23 protein-coding genes are annotated in these 25619 nt (G+C 45.8%); 14 read left to right on the top strand and 9 right to left on the bottom strand.

The genetic code is table 11. From position 1 onward, the window contains the following. The first annotated feature begins 8 nt into the window (after nt 1–8). The 3 genes from opp4C to V5G21_RS08915 are packed head-to-tail and all read left to right on the top strand — an operon-like array spanning nt 9 to nt 2892. A complete protein-coding gene (opp4C, locus tag V5G21_RS08925) occupies nt 9–938 on the top strand; it encodes an oligopeptide ABC transporter permease (RefSeq protein ID WP_011248898.1) in 930 nt (309 codons plus the stop codon). A gap of 5 nt (nt 939–943) precedes the next feature. Then, the gene (locus V5G21_RS08920) at nt 944–1924 is read left to right on the top strand and encodes an ABC transporter ATP-binding protein (protein WP_011248897.1); all 981 of its coding nucleotides are present in this window, start codon (nt 944–946) and stop codon (nt 1922–1924) included. After that, entirely contained in the window at nt 1921–2892 is a 972-nt protein-coding gene (locus tag V5G21_RS08915; protein ID WP_011248896.1) for an ABC transporter ATP-binding protein, read from the top strand. Before V5G21_RS08920 ends, V5G21_RS08915 begins: the two co-directional genes overlap by 4 nt. Nucleotides 2893–2956: 64 nt before the next feature. Here V5G21_RS08915 and V5G21_RS08910 read toward each other — a convergent pair whose 3' ends face one another. Together V5G21_RS08910 and V5G21_RS08905 are read right to left on the bottom strand one after the other, a co-directional pair. Next, complete coding sequence (locus V5G21_RS08910) at nt 2957–4768, bottom strand: hypothetical protein (RefSeq protein WP_011248895.1); 1812 nt, start codon at nt 4766–4768, stop codon at nt 2957–2959. Then, complete coding sequence (locus V5G21_RS08905) at nt 4765–6870, bottom strand: efflux RND transporter permease subunit (protein WP_050749008.1); 2106 nt, start codon at nt 6868–6870, stop codon at nt 4765–4767. Before V5G21_RS08905 ends, V5G21_RS08910 begins: the two co-directional genes overlap by 4 nt. 108 nt (nt 6871–6978) lie before the next feature. On the opposite strand from V5G21_RS08905, the gene V5G21_RS08900 reads away from it, so the two are divergent. The 4 genes from V5G21_RS08900 to V5G21_RS08885 all read left to right on the top strand — a co-directional run bounded on the left by V5G21_RS08900 (nt 6979) and on the right by V5G21_RS08885 (nt 11819). Then, on the top strand, nt 6979–7560 hold the full coding sequence (locus tag V5G21_RS08900; RefSeq protein WP_011248893.1) for a TetR/AcrR family transcriptional regulator: 582 nt from the start codon (nt 6979–6981) through the stop codon (nt 7558–7560). A 161-nt stretch (nt 7561–7721) separates the two neighbouring features. Next, nucleotides 7722–9515 carry a sensor histidine kinase gene (locus V5G21_RS08895; protein ID WP_011248892.1) on the top strand — a complete coding sequence of 598 codons (1794 nt, stop codon included), beginning with the start codon at nt 7722–7724 and terminating at the stop codon, nt 9513–9515. Continuing rightward, nucleotides 9481–10215 carry a LytR/AlgR family response regulator transcription factor gene (locus tag V5G21_RS08890; protein ID WP_338465474.1) on the top strand — a complete coding sequence of 245 codons (735 nt, stop codon included), beginning with the start codon at nt 9481–9483 and terminating at the stop codon, nt 10213–10215. Before V5G21_RS08895 ends, V5G21_RS08890 begins: the two co-directional genes overlap by 35 nt. A 146-nt stretch (nt 10216–10361) precedes the next feature. Beyond that, nucleotides 10362–11819 (top strand): carbon starvation CstA family protein, encoded by a 1458-nt coding sequence (locus V5G21_RS08885; protein WP_095236954.1) that lies wholly within the window; start codon nt 10362–10364, stop codon nt 11817–11819. A 76-nt stretch (nt 11820–11895) separates the two neighbouring features. Here the strand turns inward: V5G21_RS08885 and V5G21_RS08880 are convergent, their stop codons facing one another. Then, the gene (locus tag V5G21_RS08880; RefSeq protein ID WP_251225751.1) at nt 11896–12357 is read right to left on the bottom strand and encodes a hypothetical protein; all 462 of its coding nucleotides are present in this window, start codon (nt 12355–12357) and stop codon (nt 11896–11898) included. A 283-nt stretch (nt 12358–12640) separates the two neighbouring features. Between V5G21_RS08880 and V5G21_RS08875 the strand changes: the two genes are divergently transcribed. Beyond that, nucleotides 12641–13264 (top strand): CGNR zinc finger domain-containing protein, encoded by a 624-nt coding sequence (locus tag V5G21_RS08875; protein ID WP_251225750.1) that lies wholly within the window; start codon nt 12641–12643, stop codon nt 13262–13264. Between the two features lie 87 nt (nt 13265–13351). Beyond that, nucleotides 13352–13780: a DUF1801 domain-containing protein gene (locus tag V5G21_RS08870; protein WP_011248887.1), complete on the top strand. Its 429-nt coding sequence runs from the start codon at nt 13352–13354 to the stop codon at nt 13778–13780. A 105-nt stretch (nt 13781–13885) separates the two neighbouring features. Here V5G21_RS08870 and V5G21_RS08865 read toward each other — a convergent pair whose 3' ends face one another. The 5 genes from V5G21_RS08865 to allD all read right to left on the bottom strand — a co-directional run bounded on the left by V5G21_RS08865 (nt 13886) and on the right by allD (nt 19628). Next, complete coding sequence (locus tag V5G21_RS08865) at nt 13886–14914, bottom strand: DUF4179 domain-containing protein (RefSeq protein ID WP_011248886.1); 1029 nt, start codon at nt 14912–14914, stop codon at nt 13886–13888. Then, a complete protein-coding gene (locus tag V5G21_RS08860; protein ID WP_011248885.1) occupies nt 14898–15437 on the bottom strand; it encodes a sigma-70 family RNA polymerase sigma factor in 540 nt (179 codons plus the stop codon). The genes V5G21_RS08865 and V5G21_RS08860 overlap by 17 nt, the downstream gene beginning before the upstream one ends. Nucleotides 15438–15601: 164 nt before the next feature. After that, nucleotides 15602–16102: a GNAT family N-acetyltransferase gene (locus V5G21_RS08855; protein ID WP_011248884.1), complete on the bottom strand. Its 501-nt coding sequence runs from the start codon at nt 16100–16102 to the stop codon at nt 15602–15604. Between the two features lie 129 nt (nt 16103–16231). Continuing rightward, on the bottom strand, nt 16232–18241 hold the full coding sequence (locus V5G21_RS08850; protein WP_011248883.1) for a methyl-accepting chemotaxis protein: 2010 nt from the start codon (nt 18239–18241) through the stop codon (nt 16232–16234). 349 nt (nt 18242–18590) lie between these two features. Further along, entirely contained in the window at nt 18591–19628 is a 1038-nt protein-coding gene (gene allD / locus V5G21_RS08845; protein ID WP_011248882.1) for an ureidoglycolate dehydrogenase, read from the bottom strand. A 109-nt stretch (nt 19629–19737) separates the two neighbouring features. Between allD and V5G21_RS08840 the strand changes: the two genes are divergently transcribed. The 4 genes from V5G21_RS08840 (at nt 19738) to V5G21_RS08825 (ending at nt 23300) form a co-directional block, all read left to right on the top strand. Next, nucleotides 19738–20418, top strand: coding sequence for a GntR family transcriptional regulator (locus tag V5G21_RS08840; protein WP_011248881.1), 681 nt, complete (start codon nt 19738–19740; stop codon nt 20416–20418). A 124-nt stretch (nt 20419–20542) separates the two neighbouring features. Next, nucleotides 20543–21553, top strand: coding sequence for a TRAP transporter substrate-binding protein (locus tag V5G21_RS08835; RefSeq protein WP_011248880.1), 1011 nt, complete (start codon nt 20543–20545; stop codon nt 21551–21553). Continuing rightward, on the top strand, nt 21550–22029 hold the full coding sequence (locus tag V5G21_RS08830; protein ID WP_011248879.1) for a TRAP transporter small permease: 480 nt from the start codon (nt 21550–21552) through the stop codon (nt 22027–22029). Before V5G21_RS08835 ends, V5G21_RS08830 begins: the two co-directional genes overlap by 4 nt. Beyond that, nucleotides 22026–23300, top strand: a complete 1275-nt coding sequence (locus tag V5G21_RS08825; protein WP_035205744.1) for a TRAP transporter large permease — start codon at nt 22026–22028, stop codon at nt 23298–23300. The genes V5G21_RS08830 and V5G21_RS08825 overlap by 4 nt, the downstream gene beginning before the upstream one ends. A 79-nt stretch (nt 23301–23379) precedes the next feature. Here the strand turns inward: V5G21_RS08825 and V5G21_RS08820 are convergent, their stop codons facing one another. Continuing rightward, complete coding sequence (locus V5G21_RS08820; RefSeq protein ID WP_011248877.1) at nt 23380–24471, bottom strand: citrate synthase/methylcitrate synthase; 1092 nt, start codon at nt 24469–24471, stop codon at nt 23380–23382. Between the two features lie 111 nt (nt 24472–24582). Here V5G21_RS08820 and V5G21_RS08815 point away from each other — a divergent pair, with 111 nt between their 5' ends. Further along, the gene (locus V5G21_RS08815; protein WP_011248876.1) at nt 24583–25458 is read left to right on the top strand and encodes a LysR family transcriptional regulator; all 876 of its coding nucleotides are present in this window, start codon (nt 24583–24585) and stop codon (nt 25456–25458) included. The last annotated feature ends 161 nt before the right edge of the window (nt 25459–25619 follow it).

Raw genomic sequence — 25619 nt, 5'->3', positions numbered from 1 at the left:
AGGACAGCATGGAACAGCAACCAAATATTCGCTCAGCGACTCCTTTTCCTACAGGCAGGGGCCAGAGGTCGTCGCTATGGAAAGAAGTGGGCAGGCGCTTTATTAAGAAGAAAATGGCGTTGTTTGGCTTAATAGTCCTAATCATTGTTTTTTTATTTAGCTTTGTCGGCCCGTTTTTTTCTCCTTATACGACAGTTGGGACGAATACGCAGGCGATTCATCAGGCCCCTAGCCTTTCTCATTGGGTAGGAACGGACCATTTAGGCCGCGATGTGCTGACGCGTTTAATGTTGGCTGGGCGCATTTCGCTGACAGTCGGGCTTGGCGCCATGGCACTGGCTGTGACGATTGGCGGTATTCTCGGGATTTTGGCTGGTTATTACAGAGGGATTGTCGATCAAATCATTATGAGACTAGCCGATGTGTTAATGACATTGCCTGGCTTGCCGTTGTTGTTTATTATGGCGGCTGTGATGTCGGAGTGGCGTGTGCCGGCGGAACAACGGCTCTATATCGTCATGGTCATGTTAAGCCTCGTAAATTGGCCAGGCTTGGCACGTCTCGTGCGAAGCCAAGTACTCAGCTTAAGGGAACGGGAATTCATGCAAGCGACAGACGCGCTAGGTTTAAGAGACAGACGGAAAGTGTTTAACCACTTGCTGCCGAATGTAGTGCCTTTATTAATCGTAACGGCGACGTTAAGTGTAGGCGGAGCGATCTTGAGTGAATCTGTGCTTAGTTTTTTCGGTTTAGGTGTAGTTCCACCTACGGCTTCATGGGGGAACATGATTAACACAGCGAATACGCTAATCGATTTTACAAACAGGCCTTGGCTTTGGGTTCCTCCTGGGTTAGCTATTTTCATCACAGTCATAGCTGTAAACCTCCTAGGCGACGGGCTTCGTGATGCGATTGATCCTAATATGAAAAGCAGGTGAGCGATATGGGTAAGCCAATACTGCAAGTAAGCAATTTGCGCACGTGTTTTCAAACAGACGAAGGCAGTGTAAAAGCCGTTGATGATATAAGTTTTTCAGTAAAGCAAGGAGAAACGGTTTGCCTTGTAGGTGAATCAGGCTGTGGGAAGAGTGTGACAGCGATGTCGATTATGGGATTGCTGCAAGGGCAAGCCTCTGTAACAGGGAGGATGGAGTTAGCTGGAAATGAATTAACAACGTTGTCTAAGGGCGAGATGAGGCGGTTGCGTGGCAACGAATTGGCCATGATCTTCCAAGAACCGATGACTTCGTTAAATCCTGTCTTGACGATTGGTGAACAAATGATTGAAGTTTTATTAGAACATAAACCGATCTCAAAGAAACAAGCGAGGATGAAGGCACTTGAACTCATTAAGCGAGTCGGGATTGGGCGAGAAGAGCAAGTGTTAAAATCGTATCCACATCAAATGAGCGGCGGCATGCTGCAACGAATCATGATTGCGATTGCCCTCGCTTGTGAGCCAAAAATGCTGATTGCCGATGAACCAACGACGGCACTCGATGTTACGATCCAAGCGCAAATTCTTGAATTGTTAAAACAACTGAAAGACAGTCAAGGGATGTCGATGTTGTTAATTACTCACGATTTAGGGGTTGTCGCGGAAGTTGCTGACTATGTCGTTGTGATGTATGCAGGTAAAATCATCGAACAAGGATCGGTGCACGAGATTTTCTTTAACCCGAAGCACCCTTATACGAAAGGGTTGCTCCAAGCAAAGCCTGTCATCGGGCAAAGGAAAAAGAAACTTTATACCATCCCAGGGCAAGTTCCGCCTTTAATTGATTTGAAACCGTCTTGCTACTTTGCTGATCGTTGCAGTCATTGCATGGACATATGCCTCGATCAAGCACCTTCCCTCATTAATGATGGCGATGAGGAAGGCCATCGCGTAGCTTGCTGGTTATACGAGAAGGTGGCGCAATGACAAACAAACCAGTCGTCATGGAAGTGAATCATTTAAAAAAGTACTATGAGACAAAAGCTTCTTTTTTTAATCGCCAATCAGAGCTCGTAAAAGCTGTCGATGATGTTAGTTTCGTCATACATGAAGGGGAAACGTTTGGTTTAGTCGGTGAATCAGGGAGCGGCAAGAGCACCATTGGGAAATCGATTCTTAACTTGCAGCCGTTATCTGCAGGGGAAGTCGTTTATCGGGGAAAAAATCTCCATCGTTTAAGCAAAGCAGAAATGAGAAAGGTAAGGCCCCGTATTCAGTTTGTGTTTCAAGATCCATTCAGTTCGTTAAATCCCCGTTTACGGATTGGCGATGCTTTAGCAGAACCGTTATTGGACCACGGCCTCGCGACGAAAAAAACGGTCAGGCAAAAAGTATTGGAAACGATGGAGCTTTGTGGGCTGCCGTCTTACCATGTGAATAAATTTCCACATGAATTTAGTGGCGGGCAACGCCAGCGGATTGGCATCGCCCGTGCAGTCATTATGGAGCCTGATTTTATTGTAGCCGATGAACCAGTTTCAGCATTAGACGTATCGATTCAAGCACAAATCATTAATTTGTTTAATGAGCTTCAAGAAAAGAAAAAGTTGGCCTTTTTATTCATCTCCCATGATTTAAGCGTTGTCGAACATTTATGTGCGCGTATTGGTGTGCTCTACTTAGGGACAATGATGGAGCTAGCCGACAGAGACCGGTTATACGAAAACCCATTGCATCCATACACAAAGGCATTGTTATCGGCTTTGCCTGTCCCTGACCCTACACACAAAAAAGAGAGAATTCTTTTAAAAGGCGACATCCCAAATCCAGCATCACCGCCAACTGGGTGCAAATTTCATACGAGGTGCCCTCTCGCAAAAGATCGTTGTCAGAAGGAAGTGCCCGCTTTTAGGGAAGCAGAGCAAGGGCATTTCGTTGCTTGCCATTTCGTTTAAATAGTGAACAAAGAAACACCGGCCAGCCCTTTTGTACATAAGGCTGGCCGGTGTTCGTTGTCTTTTAGTCCCCTAAGCCAAACAGCTGCAAAAAGCGTTGCCATAAGCTCACGTTTTCTTCGGTGTTGTCTTCTTCCGTTTGCGTTTCCTCCGGCAATGTTAGGCGCTCTGTTTGAAAGACGAATTGGACGTTTTCAATGACGTCGTTGTTTTCTGGCGAGACGAAGGAAACCGGTTCGAAATCGGATTTGTCATACTGGGAAAGCATGTCATCAATTTCGGCTTGCATTTGTTCTGGCACGTCTGCTGTTGCTTCCTCTAGCTCTTTTGCGCCATTGTGGATGTCCTCCATGCCAGATGACAACTCAGTCGACCCTTCTGCCGTTTCGCCAATGCCCTCGTGAATGTGGGCATACGAGTCGTTTAATTGGGAAACGCCGCCGGTATAGTCGGCCAACCCTTCGTGAAACTGGCTATATTGGCTGGCTACTTCGTCGATGCCTTCACTTAATTGGGCAAAGCCTTCGCCGATGTCAATCGTCCCCAACGCTTCCTGGAGCGAGCTGGCGAGCTCATCGATTCCAGCAGCGATGTCCTCTAAGCCCGCTTTGCTTTCTTCTAAAACAGGCTGGACGGCGTCAAGGCCTTCTTTTACAGCTGCATAGGTGCCTTTTATTTCTTGCCCCGCTTGATAGTAAGCAACTAATTGGGCGAGTGTGTCTGAGTTAGGGTTGCCTTCGTACAGCGTTTGGATGTCTTCTTCTGTTAAATCGCTCTCAGGGATGGACTCCACCGCTGCTTTCAAGGCGCCATAGGCTTCGCCGTAATGGGTGCTTAGCTCTTCTAAACCGGCCGCAGCTTCACTCATGCCTGCTGACAGTTCGTCAAAGGCGGCAAATAACGTGTCATCTAATGCAACATCTGCTTCTGGCGCGCTTGCTTCGCTTAAAGAGCTGCTCAGTTCATATAAACCGGCTTCAATCTCGCTCGAAGCTTGGACAAGCTCGTCGCCAGAAAGGGCTAATTCTTCGCTGCCCGCTTGGTAATCGCTTGAACCGTCCTCCAATTGGCTGAGGCCAACTGCAAGTTCATCCATCCCTTTCTTGATTTCGCCCATCCCTGTTGCCAGCTCGCCAATCGCGCCAGTCAACGTGCCCATTTCCTCTTCTAGTTCCCCTGTGTCAGGGGCTTCGACTGCCATAGAAGCGGGCAATGCCGATATTTCGATGCCAGTAAACTCAAATTGCTCGACATCAGCAGAGAGGTGGAAGGAGGCGCTTTCTTCAGGCATGACTGTAAAAGCTGCTTGTTTGTCTTTGCCTACATTGGCAATCGTGGCGTCTGGCGCTTCTATGTTGTGAAACACATCGCTTTGCAGGGGCACGGACAGTTGCAGCAAATAATTCTCAAAAAAGGTCGTGTCCGCTTTTTCGTTCTGTTTGACCTCGATGGCGATTTCAACCAATCCGCTTTCCCCGATCAACTCTTGCGGGTTGATGGATTGGCCGTCCAATGAGTAGGAAATGTCAAATGTCCAAGGCAGCTCCGTGTCGGCTGGCAAATTGCCTTGGTAATAAAACATGCCTGCAGGAGCAGTTACTTGCCAGCCATCCTCGGATTGCTCAATTGGGGACAAGTCGGTTAAGTTAATGACTTGTTCGTAAGCGCCAAAATCGCTGATGTCTCCTTCCGTAGCGACATCAAAGCCATTTACTACATAAATGTCCTTTAAGGAGCCGTTAGCAAGCAAGTTGGCGTAAACGACTTCGTCTTTGGCAGCCACTTCCCCGTGTCCGTTTGCCTCTGCTTGAAAAGAAATCGAAGGGATGCAGAGTACAGCGATCGTACACGCAGTTGCCATTTTTCGTAACGTCATAATGAGTCCTCCTCCTTGTAAAAGTTGGCCCGATGCGTTGTTTTCTCGATCAAGCGGTCGGCGATCAAAAGGAACGCCGGAAGGAATAATATGACCAATAGGAAGGCGAGGGCAGCCCCCCTGCCGAGCAATAATCCAATCGATGAGACAGTGGGATTGCTTGACGTAAACCATAAAATGAACCCAACACTTGATAAAATCGCCGCAGAAACAGCAATTGGAAACAATTTTTCATCAAGCGCCCGCTTCATTGCTGCAAAGGACGGCATCATCTGGCGGTGATGTTTATACGTTTCCATCAGCAAAATCGCATAATCGATCGTTGCGGCTAACTGGACGGTACTGACGATCAAATAGCCGACAAACACGAGTGGCTCGTTTGTAAAATAAGGCACCGACAGGTTGAGCCAGACAGCCGCCTGAATGGTGAGCAACAATATAATCGGTATCGAAATCGACCGGAACATAAACATAAGAACAACGGCAATCGTGGTGATCGTCACGATGTTAACGAGCTGGTTGTCTTTGCTGATTGTTTGTTTCATATCATACAGCGTCGCGCTTTCCCCTAATGTATAAAACGCATCGCCGTAATAGTTTTGCGCGATTTCACGTATCTGTTCCACGAGCGCAAATGGGAGATCCCCCTCGACGCCGGCAGATGTATAGACGGTAATGCGGCTGTAGTTTTCCGAATGGAAATCGCTCGTCAATTCATCATCGAGAAAATCAGAAGGGATCGCTGCCCCGACCATGTTGGCATAGGCAAGCACGGACTCGACAGAGGGAATCTGTTCCAACTCTTGGACAAGCTTTTCTTCTTTAGCGATGTCGTCATTAGGGACGAGCAAGACAATCGGCGTTGATTGCCCGAACGTTTCCTCGACTTGTTTCGCATCGGCGCCAGCGCGTGTCTGTTCAGGCAAGTCCCCAAGCCCATAAAGAAAGGTGGTGCTGCTTTGCGCCAAAAAACTTGGAACGAGCAGCAGGAGGACAAGGACGAGAGTGGGAATCCGCAGCTTAAGCAGCTTGGCCCCGCTGCCTTTGAAGCTCGGCACCAAGCTTCGATGCGTCGTTTTTTCGATCCATTTGTAACAAGTCAGCGTCAACGCAGGCAAAAACACGACGACTGATATAAAGCTGAACACAATTCCTTTGACGAGGTTAAACCCTAAATCGACGCCAATTCCAAAGTCCATTAGCATGAGCGACATGAATCCAAAAAATGTCGTTAAGGCACTGACAAAGATAACCGGAAACGATTTGCGCATCGCTTTTGCCATCGCTTCTTTCGGCGATTGATGTTGGTCCAGCTCGTCTGAAAAGGTATGTAAAAGGAATATGGCATAATCAAGGGAAACAGCGAGCTGTAAAATAGGCGCCACTGCTTGTGTCACGAATGAAACTTCCCCTAAAAAAATGTTCGTTCCTAAATTGATGAGGACGGAAACGCCGATCGCCGTTAGGAAAAACAATGGCTCGACCCATGACTTGGTCGATAACACCAAAATAATGATAATAATTGGAACGAGCAACGCTGCAGCATAGAGCGTCTCGGAACCAGTCATTTTCTGGGACGTAGCTGTGTTAACCGCTTCCCCTGTAACGGCGTTTTCTTCGCCAATCAATGAATAAATCGCATCTGTCGCCGCTACTTCGGCACCGCTGTCAATTGTTACCGAAAACAAGGCGTCACGGTCTTTGTAATATGTTTCAATTAAGCTTGTGTCCGCCATTTCGAGAGGAATCCGAATATCAAACACGTCATCGAGCCACGATACGTCGCTCACGCCATCAATGCTTGCTAGTTGCTCTTTATAACGAATCGCTTCTTGAATGGAGACGTCATGAATGAGCACGTTTGTATTCGGCATTGCTGAGCGAAACTCTTCCTCCATTAACGCCAAGCCTTCAGTGGAAGGAGCATCATCTGGCAAGTAATCAACCATATTGTAGTTGGTCGATACAAAAAATTGAGCTACCGCTGCGAAAAGGGCAGTGATGGCAAATAAAAGGATAATGCCTTTTTTATGCTTTATGATGGTATCGACGAACAAGCGCGTATCACCTCTTTTGTTGACAATCGTTTCAATGCATTTCATATTATAACGACACAGTGTTGGGCAAACAACACACAGTCGGTTATAATCTGTTGTGAATCCAACAGATTTCCCTTGTTTGTTGGCTAACGCAAAAAAGGTGGGAAGAAGATGTCTGAGAAGATCGACCGAAGAAAGAAATATACAAAAATGGTTTTGAAAGAAAGCTTGGTTGATTTGTTGAAAGAAAAACCAATTTCCTCTGTGACAGTCAAAGAGCTATGCGAGCTTGCTGATATTAACCGATCGACATTTTACAGCCACTATGCCGACCCGTATGACTTGCTTGCGACAATCAGTGAAGAAGTGATGCTCGATATGAACCATCATTTGAACGAGTATCATTGTGGCAAAGAAGAAGAAGCTTTGCATATGACAGAAAAGATTATGGAGTATATCGCCGACCGAAGCGATATTTGCCAAGTGCTGTTAAGTGGGCACGGCGATGTCACCTTTAAAAAGCGAATTATGGAGCTCGCAAAAACGCACATATTAGAAAAGTGGATCGACCAGTACAAATTGCGAGGAAAGCTCTCTCCTTATATCCCGTTAATGATTGTGAGCGGGGCAATTGACGCAATTGAAAGCTGGTTAGTTGGCGGCAAAAAAGAAAGCCCAGCAGAGATGGCCGTATTAATTTACCAATTTACAAACCATGGCTTAGGGGGGCTTCGGAAAGCGAGCCAAACGTAGCACCGCTTACTTGTCGGCGGGGCGAAGCCTGCCGGCTGTGTAGAAACGATTTCGTTTAATATATACAGCTCGATCGGAAGAGCTCTGTTCCTGTCCTGTTTTGCGCTTCGTTTCGGGCTACGTTAAGATAGGAAAAGCTCATGTTGAAATGAGGGGACGTTATGTTTGAACTATTGCTTTTAATGCTAGAGCGCCTTGGCCTCATTGTCATGCTTGCATTTATTGCGACGAGGATGCGCTTTTTCCGTGTCATGGTTAAATCGACTCGGTTAACGCGTAAGCAGACATGGACGGCGATTTTGTTTTTTGGCGCATTCGGCATTATTGGCACTTACTCTGGCGTCACTTTTCAAGCAGAATCCCTTGTGCTGCAGCGGATCACATTTGGCATTCAAGAAGATGCCGCGATTGCGAACTTCAGGGTGATTGGCGTTGTGTTAGCCGGACTGTTTGGCGGCTATAAAGTCGGTCTTAGCGCCGGGTTAATAGCAGGCGTCCATCGGATGTTGCTTGGCGGCTTCACGGCCTTCTCATGTGGGATCGCTACGATTGTCGCCGGCTTATTTGCTGCTTTTTACCGATCGAAAAATCCGAATGCGGTTAACCGGCCGCTGTCTATCTTTCTTCTCGGTGCATTGGCGGAAACCGTGCAAATGGGTTTAATTGCTTTGCTTGCAAATCCGACGGCTGCTGCGATTTCCCTTGTGCAAACGATCGGGTTGCCAATGATTGTGGCCAATGGGATTGGCTGTACGCTCTTTTTGCTCATTATCCAAAGCGTGACAAAAGAAGAACAGAAAGCAGGCGCTTTGCAAGCGCAAAAGAGCTTGCGCATTGCCGAACAAACACTGGCCCATTTTAAGCATGGGCTATCAAGCCATTCTGCTAAGGAAGTATGCGACATTTTATATAAAGAACTGAATGCCTGTGCGATTGCAATGACAAATCAGGATATGATTCTTGCCCATATTGGCGTTGCGGCTGACCACCATAAAACCAACATGAGCATTCAAACGAAATTAACGGCTGAAGTGATCGCAAAAAAGCAAATGATTATTGCTGGCGATGATGAAATCCACTGCAAAGAGCCGAATTGCCCACTTGGCGCAGCCGTCATCGCCCCTTTAATTATCCGGGCTGAAGTGGTAGGCACACTTAAATTTTATTTTCATTCAAAAAAAGAAATTACGGAATTAGAGACGGAAATGCTTTCTGGTTTAACCAATTTGCTTAGCAGCCAGCTAGAGTTGGCTGAAGCCGACCGGGCGTATCAACTTGCCAAAGAAGCAGAAATCAATGCGCTACAAGCGCAAATCAGCCCCCATTTTTTATTTAATACGTTAAATACAGTCATTTCCTTGATTCGGATCGAGCCAATGAAAGCAAGGACGATGCTCCATTCGTTAGCGCAATTTTTACGGCAAAATGTCTCGGCGACGACGACAAAGCTTCATTCTCTTGCAGAAGAGCTCCACCATATAAAGGCTTATTTATCGATTGAAGAAGTCCGCTTTGAAGGCCGGCTAACTGTCCAGTATAAGATTGATGAGCGGTTTTTGCATGTATCGATTCCGCCGCTAACGTTGCAGCCACTCGTTGAGAACGCGATGAAGCATGGTTTTAAAAATAAACGCTCTGATTGTGTGCTAATCATTTCTGTGCAAGAACAAGGGGAAGATGTCGTTCTTTCTGTTCAAGATAACGGGGCAGGGTTTGATCCTGACAAACTGAAAAAACTAGGAAATGAACTTCCTGCCACAGACAGCGGTACAGGCATTGGCCTCTACAACAGCAATAAACGATTGCAAATGATGTATGGCCCTGAAGCGTCATTGGCATTTTCAGCCCAGCCTGGTCGGGGAACACTCGTCCGTTTCCGAATTCCAAAATTGGCTAGAAAGGACAGGGAGCACCATGAACATGAAGAACAAACCGATTCGCACGCTGGTCGCTGACGATGAAAAGTATAGCCGTGAGGAATTGCTGTATTTGCTTGGTTTTTTTCCACAAATTGAAGTGGTAGGCGAAGCGGCGTCTGGCCACGAAACAGCAGCAAAAATGATGGACTTGCAACCGGACCTTTTGTTTTTAGATATTGAAATGCCGGAAATGGATGGAACAGAAATTGCAGCAATCGCCAAACAAATGAAGCAACCGCCATTCATTGTATTTGCGACAGCCTACCCGCAGTTTGCCGTAGAAGCCTTTCAGCTACAGGCAAAAGGCTATTTAATCAAGCCCATTGATGAAACACGGCTTGCCGAAACAATTGCCCAAGTGGAAGATATGCTGGCGCTCACAGCAGAACGGGAACGAACAAAGCCACCTGCAAAACTAGCCGTCGAGGGGGACGAGGCGATTCACTTTTTGGCACCAGAGTCGATCGCATACGCATACCGTGATGAGAAAAGCACCAAAGTCATCACAGCTACAGGCGCCTACGAAACACGGCTGACGTTAAAAGAACTGGAGACGCGGTTGGCTCCCTATTCGTTTTTTCGAGTCCACAAAAGCTATTTAGTAAACACTGCCTGTATTACAGAAATGAACGCCTGGTTCAATGGGGCTTACCAATTAAAGCTAAAAGGCATTGACGACCATATTCCAGTAAGCCGCAACTACGTGAAACCCCTTCGTTCGCAAATCGAACTTTAGGGCCAAGCTGCATCTTGGCTCTATTTTTTTGCATGTTAGGCCCTCTTTTTGGCGCCTTATGCCGGATTTTACACAAACACGCGCTTTTTTTGTACACTCAGCTTGTGAAACCGCATTCACGGTAGTCCGAAAAGGAGGACGATTGCATGTATACATTTTTGGGAGCGCTTGCACTATTAATAATTGGGTATTTCACTTACGGAAAATTTGTCGAAAAAGTGTTCCAGCCAAAGGCGGAAAGGACGACGCCTGCCTATACGAAACACGATGGCGTCGACTATTTGCCGATGGGCAAAAAGAAAAACGCATTGATTCAGTTGATTAGCATTGCTGGGGTAGGGCCGATTTTTGGGCCGATTATGGGTGCGCTTTACGGGCCTGTCGCCTTCATTTGGATCGTACTCGGCTGTATTTTTGCAGGTGCAGTCCATGACTATTTGACAGGGATGATTTCGATTCGAAATGGCGGCGCCCACTTGCCTGAGCTAGCGGGAAAGTTTCTAGGGAAAGCGATGAAACACGTGGTCAACGCATTCTCGATCTTGCTTTTGCTGCTCGTCGGTACCGTCTTTGTCGCCTCGCCAGCTGACTTGCTTTATGATCTGGTCAATGGTTCTGTGCCAGTTGTTGTCTTTGTTGTCCTCATCTTTTTCTATTTTCTATTGGCAACGATCCTGCCGATCAATAAAATCATTGGCAGCATTTATCCTTATATCGGTGCCTTGCTGCTGTTTAGCACGGTAGGAATTGGCTTGGCCCTTGTTTGGAACCAAGCGCCGATTCCAGAATTGTCCCTTGCCAATACCCATCCCGAGGGAGCGGCGATTTTTCCGTTGTTGTTCTTGACGATTTCTTGTGGGGCGCTATCTGGTTTCCACGCCACGCAATCGCCAATCATTTCGCGGACGACACAAAATGAAAGCCAAGGGCGCAACATTTTTTATGGGATGATGATTGCAGAAGGCATGATTGCGATGATTTGGGCAGCGGCAGCAATGAGTCTATTTGATGGCCCTGTCACGCTTAACGAATTAATTTCTACAATAGGCACAGGCGGCATCGTGTCTGAAATTTCTACAATGATGCTAGGCCCAATTGTTGGCACACTAGCGATTCTCGGCGTCATCATTTTGCCGATTACATCTGGCGATACCGCTTTTCGGAGTGCGCGAATGATTATTGCCGATTATATCAATGTGCCGCAAAAGAAAGTGATGAACCGCATTTGGATTGCCGCGCCATTGTTCATTACGTCTATCATTTTAACGACAGTAGACTTCACAATGCTGTGGCAGTACTTTAACTGGGCGAACCAATCCACCGCCGTCATCGCCCTTTGGATCGGCGCCATGTTCTTATACATTGCCCGCCGAAATTACTGGATTGCGATTTTTCCAGCCTGGTTTATGAGTGTGACGGCAGCGACCTATATCGTCAATGCGCCAATCGGCTTTAACTTGCCAATGCAAGCATCCGTTATCATCGGCGTAGGCTTTACCGTCCTTTTGACTGTTTTATTTTTTAAAGCAGCCCATAAACGCCGGAGCGAAAACCTCCCGATTGAAGAAGATATTTCCGAATGGGAAAACAAACAAAGCGCGTAACAGGAAAGCCTGCCTAATAACTGGGCGGGCTCTTTTTCTTGGTGTACCGATAACTAGGTAATACCAAACCTTCGTTCTACCCATTAACCACTTTTAACATTTGCCGAATCGCTCCTAGATGATAGGCGGAATGAGCGAGGGAAGCTACCATTTCATTGGCCTTTCGTTCATTCCATTCGGCATCGTCCATCAATTGCAAAAGTGTTACATATTCATTGCGCAAACCTGCTTGAATATGATTCCACTGCTGTTCATCTACTGAATGAATGGTCCAACTCTTGCCCCAATCCATTTCTGGTTGTTTTCCTTTTTTTAACGTTTCATTGGTTCCCCATAGATAGTAGCGAATGTGGTCCGTGTGTGCAGCCAATGTTGTTCCATAAACAGATCGGGAAGCTAGGTCGCTCGACGTCCCTCCCAGTACACCGAAAATTCCCGAATTCGGTTCAGCCTCTGTGAACCAACTTCCTTTTGCTTCCGGTCCTTCAAATGTTTCCTTTATTAATGTTTTAACCGAGTTTCTTACTATTTCGTTCATGTTTAGCCCTCCATAAATGTTTGTTGTCCATCCAATCAACTGCCAACGGAAAACCGACTATGGTCAGGTCAAAAAGTCGATTGGCAACACCTCTTTTCATGTTCTAACCATTTGCTTTTTCGAAGACGGGGAATATTTAACTCTTTACAAAGTGATATACATAACCCTCTATAATTACTTTGGTGGTTATATTATCGGTTAGTTGATTCTAACTGTCAACACCTTTTATAATGGTTATAAGAGAAATTTAAATGCTACTTACGGTATAACAAGGAGAAGTCATATGTCGGATATAAATAAAGATGGATACGAGCATGAGTTGCTTGGCGGACGTTTGTGTTTGGATTTTGTCAATACAGTAAGTTGGCACGATAGCAGTGAGAAATCAAGGGAGTTGCTGACGAGTTACGAAAGATTAGTGAACTGGAGTGTGCATGCCAATGTTCTTAAAAAACAACAAGCGCTTTCGCTACTAAAAAAAGCAGAAAATCAACCTTCTAAGGCGAAAGAAGTTCTCCAACAAGCGATTGAGCTGCGGGAATCGATGTACCACATTTTTAGTCTTGTATCGATCAATGAAATGCCAGATGCATGCGATCTTTCTATTTTGAATGAGGCTTTAGGCCATGCTTACGGAAGAATGCAAATAGTACCTAGTGGGACTACATTTTCATTGGAATTTTTAAACGGTGAAGACACATTAGATGGTATGCTTCCGCCGATTGTTAAGTCTGCTATAGACGTGCTGACTTCTGAAAAAGAACGGAGCAGGGTGAAAAAGTGTGAAGGGGATCCGTGTGGTTGGCTGTTTTTAGATACAAGCCGCAATCGCAGCAGACGTTGGTGTTCAATGGCAGACTGCGGCAATCGGGCCAAAGCAAAGCGATTTTATCATAATAAAAAATAACAACGCGTAACTGACTCCACAAAGGAGTGCATCCGTTTCCTAAATACCAGAAAACGAGCAACCTATCAACAAAAAGGGTGAAGGCAAATGAAGAAGGCTAAAACAATCGAAACCAATGCTAGCGTCGCTGAATTTATTGAACGTGTTGAAAGCCCATCGAAGCGGGAGGATGCATACAAGCTTCTTGCGATTTTTTCGGAAACGACAGGGTATGAAGCAAAGATGTGGGGGCCGAGCATTATTGGTTTTGGTTCATACCATTACGTGTACAAATCTGGGCATGAAGGGGATGCGCCACTCGTTGGTTTTTCACCGAGAAAAGCAAAAATCAGTTTGTATGTTGCTTGTGAGGAAACGAAAAAACAACAACTGCTTAAGAACTTCGGAAAACATACGGCTGGAAAATCGTGCGTGTATATTAATAAAGTGGCCGATATTGATATAGAAGTATTAAAGTCGCTAATTAAAGAAACAGTCCAATTTTTAAGAGCGACATATCCAGATGGCCAAAAGTAGTGAGGATTCGGTAAGTGGGCCCAATAAAGAACGTGGCAGCCCTACGCGCTGATCCATTGCGCGATAGACTGCCACATGGCCTCCAGTCTGATAGTTCCTAAAGGGCTATGGAATCTCGATTTCAAATGGTTCAAACGTAATATTGTAAGGTTCGATGGCGACTTCTTCGTGCTCTTCCATGTGTTCGCCTGTTTCTCCTATGCGGTCTGGCGTGATGAGGACTGGGGTGACAACCACTTTTTTGACCGATGGACTTAGCGGATCAAACATTTTCGTGCCTTGGACTGTCCAGACCCCATCTACAAAATCTCCACTAATATCGCCAGAATAAGAAGGAATCGTATTGCCATCTTGGTCAACAAGTTCAAATTCCAAATCGTAAATAGGCAAGGAAAGGTCTGTTGAATCGCCTTCCTGAGAAGCGGAATACGTTAAGCTTGTTGAGGTTTGGCTTAAAGACAACGACTCGACGTCAAGTTCGATTCCTTCCGATTGTTGACTAGCATGGACGGCAATTTGATTGCTATCAAGCTGGTCTACCGTTTCGGAAAAATAATACGTATCCCCGTTGCCATTCTCTAAAATGAGACCGAATTCAAATGAGTCAGAATCAACCTCTTCCGCCTCAATTTCATAAATGTGTTTTTGTTCAATCGCGCTAATTTGTTGTATTTCTTCCCTTGCTGAAAACCCTGAAGAAGGCTTGCCGTTTATGACGGGTTGTATGGTGAAATCGGAATCTTTTTCAGTAAGCGCTTCGTCCGATTTAACGGTAAATCCTAAGGAGATACGAGTTTGGTCATACAACAGCTCTTCTAATGTGACAGCTACTCCATGAATGGTCTGTGTTTCATCTAATCCCTTTGTCAATCCTTGTTCACTTGCTTGCTTAAGTCGCTCATCTTCTGAAACGCTAAAGACAGAGCCTATTACCGGAATTTGTGAAAGGCTATTGGCCAATGCAGGAGAAAAGTAAGCTGAGCCAAAAAGAAGCGCGATTGCAGCGGCTGAAGCGCCAAAGCTGTAAGCCCACGGTTTCCAACTTGCCTTTTTCGCTTTTTCTGCCTTCAAAATTCCTTGGCGAATGGCATGCTCGACTTCTTGTTTGATCTGTTTATCAAATGATGGTTCCATGCAAACGTTCGCTCCTCTCAAAATAGGCTTTCATCCGTTTTCTCCCTCGAAGCAGGTAGGATTTGATGGTTGATTGTGGTTTTTTCATAATCTCGGCGACTTCTTTGATAGGGAGGTCGTGGTAATAATGCAGAATAATGGCCGACTGGTATTTTTGATCGAGATCGAGAAGCGCGGCTGATAACGTTGAAGCATGTGCGGGTGCTTCTTGATGGCCTTCTAACTTTTTAAATAGGTCCGCGTCTTCAAAGGGGATCATTTTCTTTTGTTTTTGCAGCAGTTGGTAGCATTCACGAATGAGAATTTTTGTCACCCACGTCATGAAATATTGTGGATGGTTCAATTTGTGAATCGATAAGTATGCTTTGCAGCTAGCCTCTTGAATGGCATCAAGGGCATCATTATGTTGGTTGGTGTATTTCATGGCGGTATAGTAAAGCTTTTCATAATGAGCCATTAACAAAGATTCAAAAGCGGCTACGTTGCCGCTAATTGCTTTTCGTGCGAGCTCTTCGTCTGTCATAGGCCGTGCCTCCTTTCTACTACTTAGAGGGCGTTTTGTGATCAAAAGGTTGCACTTTCAAAAAAAATTTGTGTGACAGCTAGAAATAAGAGAGGGCCTACATGTTTTAACAAAGAAAAAGCACCAAGTCCAAGGATGAGACTTTGACTTGGTGCTTTTGCCTTTTAGTGATCAACAAGTTCTTTTTCCATAATAAAGTCATCCATGACATAGCCATTGCCGATGTCGGCTATTTGTGTGCGTACTTTTTGAAAGCCTTTTTTCTCGTAGACAGCGATGGAGTCCTTATTATGGCGGTTAACGGTCAGCCACATTTTTGTTAAACCGCGCTTTTGGCAGAGCGTTTCTAAAAAGGCAAATGCTTGGCTGGCATAGCCTTTTCCGCGGTGGCTTTTTTCGATGTAACATTTGCTAAGGAAGAGTTTCCCTTCTTCTTGCTTTGCGCCGATATAGCCTATTTTTTCGCCGTTAGCGATAAGAAAGTAATACTCGTATCCTTGCTTTTCGATTTGTTCAGTTATAGCTTGGACCGATTGAAATTTGTCTAGCATGTATGCAATTTGTTCATGTGAAATGATCGTTACATAATGTTGTTGCCAAATGTCTGCGCCTAAACGTGCTAACTCGCTAATATCGTTGCTTGTTTGTACTTGTTTGATGTCCACGATGATCGAACCATCCTTTGCGGAATAATGCTTGTATAGAGCTATATTACCTGATCTATTCCCTATTTGAAATAGACTTGTTTTGCCAAAAATGGCCCAGCGACATGGTTAAATCGCTGGGCTGCTTTTTTATTGCTGCTTGTCATCGATGTCAAACTGTTGCACTAACCCTTGGAGCTCTTCGGCAAATTGGGTTAAGTTTTCTACAGAAGCAGCGATTTCTTCCATTGAAGCAAGCTGTTCTTCTGTAAAGGCTGAAATGTTTTGGACGCTAGCGGACGACGTCTCTGAGATGGAAGCGAGATCGTCAAACGTGGCGACGAATGTTTCGCTTCCTTGGCCGATGCTGTTAATTAAGCTCGCGACTTCATGGACTTCCGCGGCCACGTTATCGACGAAAATTTTAATGTTGTGGAATGATTCGCCCGCAACGTTGACAACTTCAATCCCTTTTTCCACTTGTTCTTTGCTTGTTTCCATTTGTGCGACCGTTTGTTGGGCATCTACTTGTGTTAATTGGATCATTTCACTAATCTCAACCGTAGCGGCGGCTGACTGGTCTGCCAGTTTTTTAACTTCGTTGGCGACGACGGAAAAGCCGCGGCCATCTTCGCCAGCGCGGGCAGCTTCGATAGCAGCATTGAGCGCAAGCAAATTCGTTTGGTCAGCAATGCTTTTGATCGTATCGGCCACTTTGTTAATTTCGATTGAACGTTGCCCGAGCCCCTCTACTTTTTGTGATAAGTTTCCTACTGTTTCCCTAATCTGCGTCATTTGTGAAATACTTGTGTTAATCGCCTTGTTGCCGTTTTCTACGAACTGGGCTGCCTCTTGGGCTGTTTGTTGAACACCATCCGTTTTTTCGACTGCTTCGTTGATGGAACCAGCCATTTTTTTCGCAATTCCTGCACTCTCGTTTACGCTCACAGCCTGTTTATCGACTCCGGTGGCCACTTCTTGCATCGAATTGGCAATTTGTTCGGTGGCACGTGTGTTTTCTCCGGAGATGGCCATGACTTCTTCAGCAGAAGCAGACAATTGGTGGGATTTGTCTTGAATATGGGCAATCATGGTTGCCAGGGCATTGCGCATTTTTTCAAATGACTTGCCTAATCTGCCGATTTCATCGTTTTGGTTTTTATCGACTTTAAAAGTTACGGCCAAGTCCCCTTCACCCATTTTCTCGGCTGCTGTCGTGAGTCTCTGGATAGGGGAGACAATCGACCGTGTCAAAATGTAAACAAGGACGGCGCCGCCTAGTAAAGAAAGAAAAATGACGAATAAAGTCGTATTTAAAATTGGCGCTACTGCACGTTCAATCTCTGTTTCGTACATGGCGGAGACAATTTTCCAGCCTGTACGGTCATTCGTTGTATAATGAAGGTTGAGGTTTTCATCATCTGTTTCCGACTGGTAATCTAATTCGCCTTCTTCCGAGTCATGCAGCTGTAAGAAAAACTCACTCGCTTCGCTTCCTAACTCTTCATGTGGATGGGAAACATAAGCGTTATTCTGGTCAATAATAAACACGTATCCATTTTCACCGATGGAGATTGTCGATAGTAAATCGGTTATGGCGTCTAACTGCAAATTAAGGGCAGCGACGCCGTGTTCATCTGCTGTTGTTTTAGCGATTGTGACAACTGGTTCATTGGATGAATTGGAAATATAAGGGGCTGTGATAATCGTTTCCCCTGTTTGTTCCATCGCTTGCTGGTACCAAGGGCGTTCCCTTGGGTCATAGTCAGGAGGGTTCTGAAACGACGTCGGTTCGTTCATAAAATTTCCTGCTGTTGTCCCTACAAAGGTTTGCTCCACATGGGTTTTTGTTTCTTGAAACGTCTGCAACAAGGTGCGCTGCTCTTCTGTTTCTTCTTCTAAAAATGCTTCTGCGTCGCTTGCAAGGGCGACATATTCAATGTTTTCGATTTGCCCTTCTATAAATAAGTCGATTGTGCGATTAATGATTTGTAAACTTTCTTGATTTGCCTCGCTCATGCTCGAAATGATATTGCCCTTCGCACTTTGGTATGAGCTTATGCCAATAATGGCACTTGGAATGGCTAGCACAATGGCAAAGGCTGTAATGAGCTTTGCTTTTAAAGGCCAATGCTTAAGCGTCGTCCATTTGTTTTTCACTTTTTTTGCTCCCCTTCTATTGTTTTCCCCTTACGTTTAAAAATTCAACACTGTTATTATCGTCATCCGTTACCAATTTTTAAAGGGTTACAGCAGTTGCATATCGAAACAGATAACCTATTTTGGCGTGTTTAGAGCAAGTGAATTTTTATCGCATGGCTACAACAACATACTTCGTTTATGGGGATGGGACATAAGGAAATCGGGTAAATAGGCGCTGGCTATGGATAGGAGTCTTTTGTTTGCAGAGTTCGTGTTGTCCGAGGACTAAAGGAAAATAGACGTGGCATCTTCCTCTTTTAGATTCAAAAACTCCCCTAAGATAAACCTTAAGGGGAGGCGGAAATCGTTAAGAGTCTTGGCTTTTGGCACCGCTTTGCTGACTTTCAATAAATGTCCAAACGTCTTTAGGCAAAGGAATCCCTTCTTTTTGTCTAGTTTCATAGGTGTTCGCTTCTGGATCGCCTGGGGCAAGCACTTGTGAGAACCCGTCAGCTGGCGGCACTTGGCGGAGTTCGCGAACCATTTGGTCGATTTGTGTAGGAAAAGAAACAGCAGGGGCAAAAGCTTCTGTGTCAATCGCGATAAAGAAATGGCCTAAACGCCGGTACTGGTCATAATCGCCATACATTTTCGTAACGTGTGGACCGAACGCTGAGGCAGTCAATAACGCAGAAAAAATTTCAACAACCATGGCGAGCCCATATCCTTTGGCGCCGCCAAATGGCAATAAATATGCGACTTCATTCGGATTGGTTGTCGTTTTCCCCTCTTTGTCAACACCCCAGTTTGCGGGAATCGAGTTGCCACTTGCCTGGGCATTTAAAATTTTGCCGAATGCGGCTTCGCTTGTCGCAAAATCTAAAATAACCGGCTTTTCAGCCTCAGCAGGGAAGCCAAAAGCAATCGGGTTGGTGCCAAAGAAGGGCGCTTTCCCTCCAAAAGGGACAACGGCTTTGTCGGTTTGCGACATCGCGATCCCAATGACATTGCTGTGTGCGGCTTGTTGGACAAAGTAGGACAATGCGCCACAGTGGCTGCTGTTTTGTACAGCGACAGCGCCGATGCCGTTGTTTTTCGCAAGCTGGATGGCATGGTCCATCGCCTTTTTAGAAGCTGGGTGCCCGAGCCCATGGTCCGCGTCGTAAACAGCTGTTGACGGGGTTATTTGCTTGATCGCTGGCTGTGGGTTGGTCTTTAAGCCGCCAGCGGCAATTCGCTTTAAATAGTGTTCGACACGCATAACACCGTGTGAATCAACACCGCGCAAATTTGCATGGACAAGCACATCGGCGGCAATGTGGGCGTCTTCCTCGTTCACATTCGCGTTGATAAAGGCATTGGCAACCGCATATTGCAACTGTTTGGTTTGAATACGAATGGCCATAAAAACTCCTCCTTCATGAAAGCGTTTTACATTCTGCTGATTTCATACTACCATATTTGTATGGTAGTATGGTAGTGTATTAGTTGAAGAAGAAAGAGGAGGTGAATCCATGGATCGATTTGTCAGAAAGCGGTATTCGACAACCGATTTTGTCTATGAAACGATTAAAGAACAAATTATGACGCTCGTCCTTCCCCCGGGTTCCACGATTTCGGAAAAGGATATTGCGGAAGAACTGGAAGTAAGCCGGACGCCTGTACGTGAATCGTTTTTAAGGCTATCGGAAGATGATTTGCTCGATATTCGCCCACAACGTGGCTCGTTTGTGACAAAAATTGATCTTTCCCATGTGGAAGATGCTCGTTTTTTGCGGGAACACATGGAAGTAGCTACGATTCGGTTAGCCTGTGAAACAGTGACTGAAAAAGCATTGCTTTTATTAGAAGAAAATGTCGTTAAACAAAAACAGGCAAAAGAGCGTGAAGATGAAGAGGAACTGTTTGCATTAGACCGTGAATTTCATCGTCTCATTTCAGAGGGCACGGGGAAATTGCGCATTTGGGAAGTCGTACAAAAAATGAACACACACTTAAATAGAGCACTGAAGCTAAGCATTCATTCAAAACTAAATTGGCATTTATTGATCCAGCACCATGAGGGAATGGCGCAAGCGATACGCGCGAAACAAGCAGATGAAGCTGAAGCGCTTGTCCGTGACCACCTTAAATTAATTACGTATGACCAATACGAGCTAAAGGAAGCCTATCCAACTTATTTTGAAGAGGAATGACATATGAACAAACGTGGAGTCCGCTTGTGCTTGCTCGGTCTTTGAAAAAGGATTGGAGGCCGGGCAAGTCGGCACGCAATTCGTAGGAATGTCTGTTCAACAAGAGTAATGAGGAGGGACAACGGTGAAAAAAACAGTCGGCGTTCTTTTTGCAGCCTTGGCACTCGCCTTAAGCGGATGCACAACGACAGCAGTTAGCGGGGACGAAGGAGAAGTCACACGCTGGAAAATGACCCATATTTCCGACTCGAGCCATTTATGGCATAAGACCGCTGAGGAATTTGCCAGGCTTGTCGAAGAAAAAACGAATGGAAATGTCATCATCGATATTTATCCGAATAGTCAGCTAGGCAATGAAGTGGACAACATTAATTCGATCCGCTTTGGCGCGACCGATTTGACAATTACCGGCGAAACATTGGAAGTGTGGACGCCAAACGCTATTTTGTTAGCGGTTCCATATGCATTTGAAGACCAAGACCATATGGAGCGTGTGATTGAGGGCGAGATCGGTAAAAAGATTGAACAAGATATTCAGGAAGACATCGGTTTAACGCCATTGTTTTATATGCAACGGGCGCCACGGAACTTGACGTCAAATGTCCCGATTTCGACTCCAGAAGAATTGCGTGGGTTTAGCATGCGTGTGCCAAACGTGCCGCTGTTCCTTGACGCTTGGGCTGAAGCCGGGGCAAGCCCGCAAGTTATTAGTTTGAATGAAGTCTTTACTGGTTTACAGCAAGGTGTAATTGAAGGCCAAGAAAATCCAAATGATTTAATTGATAGCAATGGCTTTTATGAAGTCCAACAATATTTAAATTTGACGGAGCATGTCCGCTCCTGGATTTATGTCGTAGTCGGTACCGAGCAATTGAAAGCGTTGCCAGAAGACGAGCAGGCCGCTGTGTTGGAAGCGGCAGAGGAAGCGGAGGCGTATGCCCAGAGCTTATTGGAGGAAGAAACGGAATTGGTTTTGGAGCGCCTTTTATCGCGAGGGATGACATTGAATGAAGAAGTCGACCAAGACGCTTTCCGCGAGGCGATGTTGCCTGCTTTAAAACAAAACTTAGGAAAAGAACAGTATGAGCTTTATCTGCAAATGGTAGCAGAGGGAGAGGAAGGAGGCAGCGAATGAAGGCGATTTCGATTCTTGATAAGCTATTGGCTTGGGCAACATTATTGTTATTTACAGCCCTTCTTGCTGTAGTAGTGATTCAAATTTTGGGCCGTTACCTTCCGTACAACGCTATTTGGACAGAGGAATTATCGCGATACTTGTTTGTGTACGCCATTACGACCGCTGCTCCATTAGCATTGCGCAAGAACGAGTTTATCCGTGTCGATATGGTCTTAGCGCCATTAAAAGAAAAGACAAAACGCCTTTATGAAAGCATTATTTTAGGGCTTGTCTTTGCTTTTAGTGTCGTTTTGTTCGTCGAAGGGATTCGCTTTTATCAGCTCGGCCTTGATTTTATCGCGCCAACAATGGGTTTTTCGATGAGTTATGTGTATGCTGCTGTCCCTTTATTGGCATTTTTAATCATGGTGTATTCGCTTGTTTCGATTGTAGACCGGACGAGGCCGTTGGAAAAGGAGGGGAATGAAGAATGATGTCGTTATTATTAGTCGGGTTGTTCTTATTTTTTATTATGGCAGGGATTCCAATTGCGTTTAGCCTTGGCCTGTCTTCGTTGATTTATTTGCTTATCGCCGGCATTCCTTTGACGATCATTCCCCAAACGATGCTGTCCGGGATCAATTCATTTGTGTTGCTCGCCATTCCAGCCTTTATTCTTGCTGGAAATTTAATGAACGCAGGAGGAATCACCACAAGGATCATTGATTTTGCCAATGCCGTTGTTGGCCACATCCGCGGCGGGCTGGCGTTAACGAATGTCGCTTCTTCACTTGGGTTTGCGGGCATTTCAGGTACGGCATTGTCCGACACAGCCAGCATTGGCTCAGTAATGATTCCGGCGATGAAAAAGCAAGGGTATGGCGCCGGTTTTTCCGCTGCGGTTACGTCGATTTCCTCAACTGTTGGCCCGATGCTTCCGCCATCTTTGCCAATGATCATTATTGGTACTCTCGCCAGCGTCTCGATTGGCGATTTGTTTCTTGCTGGTGCTATTCCTGGCATTCTATTGGCGATCGGCTTTTTAGTCGTTACGTATATCATTTCTGTGAAGCGCGGTTATCCAAAGGGAGAACGGCAGCCGTTTAAAACAGTCGTCACGTCATTTTTTGGCGCCTTCTGGGCGTTGTTTATGGTCTTTATCATTTTATGGGGCATTCTTGGCGGCTATTTTACGCCAACAGAAGCAGCGGTCGTTTGTGTGCTGTACGCATTGGTCGTCGGCGGTTTTGTTTATCGCGAGCTTAACTTTAAAGAAGTGCCAGGGCTGCTTGTCAGCACACTGCGATCGACGTCTTCGATTTTGTTGCTTGTTGGTTTCGCCAATCTATTTGGCTGGATTTTGGTATCGGAAGGTGTGCCTGTATTAATCGCAAATGGGATTTTGTCGATTACAGAAAACCCGATTCTTGTCATTCTCCTTATCATTCTTTTATTGCTTGTGATCGGCATGTTTATGGAAACGATTGCAGCTCTTGTCATCTTATTCCCTGTCTTATTGCCTGTCGCTACAAGCGTCGGGATGGACCCTGTCCATTTTGGCGTAGTGATGGTATTGACATTGATGATTGGTTTGTCCACTCCGCCAGTAGGCGTCTGTTTGTTTGTGGCTTCTAGCTTTGCGAAAGTGCCAATCGGCAAAACGGTTAAAGAACTGGTGCCATACTTTGCAATTGCCATCGTCGTCTTGCTGGTTGTCGCCTATATTCCTCAACTATCTTTATTCTTGCCTAGTTTGTTTGAATGACCGAAACGGCTAAGACCCTGTGCCACTTGGTACAGGGTCTTCTACTTTTTAGCAATCACTTGCTACGTCGTTGTTTCCTTTAGTCCGGCTTTGGACCGCAGTACTGTTGTTGTGGCCTCATAATCCGGTTGTCTTGGCTTTGTTCGATGACATGGCTGCACCATCCGACGACGCGGCTTACACAAAATGTCGGTGTGAACCAATCGGGTTTAAGGCGAAGTGCTTCCATGATTGCAGCAGCGTAATATTCAACGTTCGCATGAAGCTGGCGGCCTGGCTTGTATTCCGCTAAAAGCTGCGTTGCTAGTTGCTCAATCGCCACTGCTTCGCTTAAAAATGTCTCTTGGTTATTGAGGCTTTTTAACACCTCACGCAATGCGTTGGCGCGAGGGTCGGTCGTTTTATAAACACGGTGGCCAAAGCCCATTAAACGCTCGCCGCGTTCGAGCTTTTCCCGCAGCAACGTTTCGCTGCTTGTGTCAGCCGTTTGGATATCACTGAACAGCTCAAGTACACCAGTGGGCGCGCCGCCGTGCAGCCTTCCTTTTAACGCGCCAAGCGCTCCACAAATAGCCGAACGAAGATCCGCTTCTGTAGAGGCGATCACCCGCGCCGCAAACGTTGACGCATTCATGCCGTGTTCCGCTGTCAATATTAAATAAGCGCTTAAAGCACGAATGTGGGCGGCATGTGGCTTTTCGCCAGTAAGCATATACAAGTAATTAGCAACGTGGTTGAGCGATGGGTCTGGTTCAATCGCGTCTTTGCCGCAGCTCCTATTGGCCCACGCAGCCACAATCGTTGGAACGATCGCGACTAAGCGCATCGCTTCTTGTTGTTGCGGGGGCCAACCTTCCTTGCCAGTGTAGCTAGAAATCAAAGTTCGTAATGCGTCCATCATACTAAGGTCTTTCGGCAAAGCAGCGAGCAGCTTTTTCAAATCGTCTGGCAAAGGACGCATCGTTTTCAAGGCAGTGGAAAAATCGTCTTTTTCTGCTTCCGTTGGCCTTTGTCCGTTTAACAGTAAGTAAGCAACGTCTTCAAAGTCAGCAGATTTCGCAAGTTCTTCTGCTTGATACCCTCGGTAAAGCAGTGTTCCTTGTTCGCCATCGATTGCACTAATCGTCGTTTCTGCGACGACGACATTCTCCAACCCTTTTGCATACAACATATTTCCATCCCCCCAAAATTCATTTTCTTTATCATAGCGCCATGGTAATCTAAATGAAATTAAATTATTTCTGCATTATTGATTAAGATATTTAATCAGTGGAGGGCGAAAATGAATATACACTGGATTGAAAGCTTTCTTGCCGCAGCCAAATATGAAAACTTCCGTAAAGCAGCTGCCTATTTATACGTTTCCCAACCGACTGTCACTGTCCATATTCACCAGCTTGAGAAAGCGCTAGGCGTGCCTTTGTTTAAACGGACTGGAAGGCAAGTCGTGTTGACTGCTTACGGCAAGTCGTACCTTCCTTATGCACGGAACATCTATGACGCATACCATGAAGGCGTTTCCTTTATCAGCAAAAAACGGCAAGGGTATGAAAGCACGCTAAAAATCGCTGTCTCGCCGTTGGTTGCTTCCAGTTATTTGCCTTACTGGGTCAAAGCATTTGTGAAAAAACAAGCAGCAACGGAAGTGGTAGTCGACGTGGTTGAGTCAGCCGCGATCGGCCAAATGGTGGAATCAGGGCGTGCCGATGTTGGCTTATCAAGAATGCCTGTTGAACAGACAGGGAGCGAGTGTGCGCGCCTGCAAACAGAAAAGCTCCTCTTTGTCGTTCCCCATGACGGCCGTGATGCCGAGAATGGCCCACCTATTCATTATGAAGAGGCGCTAGCTGAGATGGTGCTTTTAAGCGGCAACCATCCTGTCTATTGGGAAGATGTGTTGCTTGCGTGCAGGCGGATTGTGCCTGGCCTGAAGGAAATGCACGTTTCGCAAGTGCATGTCACAAAGCGGTTTATTGAGGAAGGTCTCGGCTGTTCCATATTGCCGGAATCAGCGGTGCGGCGGGAATTGGCAGAGGGCCGCATGCTAGAAGCAGAAACGGCTGGCCTCCCTTTGCCAACCGTTTCTACTTACATGGTGACAAAATCGCCTTCAGCCGAAGCAGAAGCATTTGTGAAGCTGGTCAAATCATTGGCTTAATGTTTGAAGTTTCTCGGTGAGAGATCCTTGACGGTTCAGGGTCTCTTATATTGATTTTTCGTAATGTTCTATTTATCGAAATGTCTTGAATTCAATTTGTAATGTTGTATACTTGTAATACAACTTATAAAAGCGCTTTCATTGTGAGGAGGAAAAACGAA

This window comes from Shouchella rhizosphaerae, from assembly GCF_036700015.1.
In the GTDB taxonomy this organism is placed as follows: Bacteria; Bacillota; Bacilli; order Bacillales; family Bacillaceae_D; genus Shouchella; species Shouchella rhizosphaerae.
Note: the sequence above shows the minus strand (reverse complement) of the source record. Positions and strands in the feature narration are given on the sequence as shown.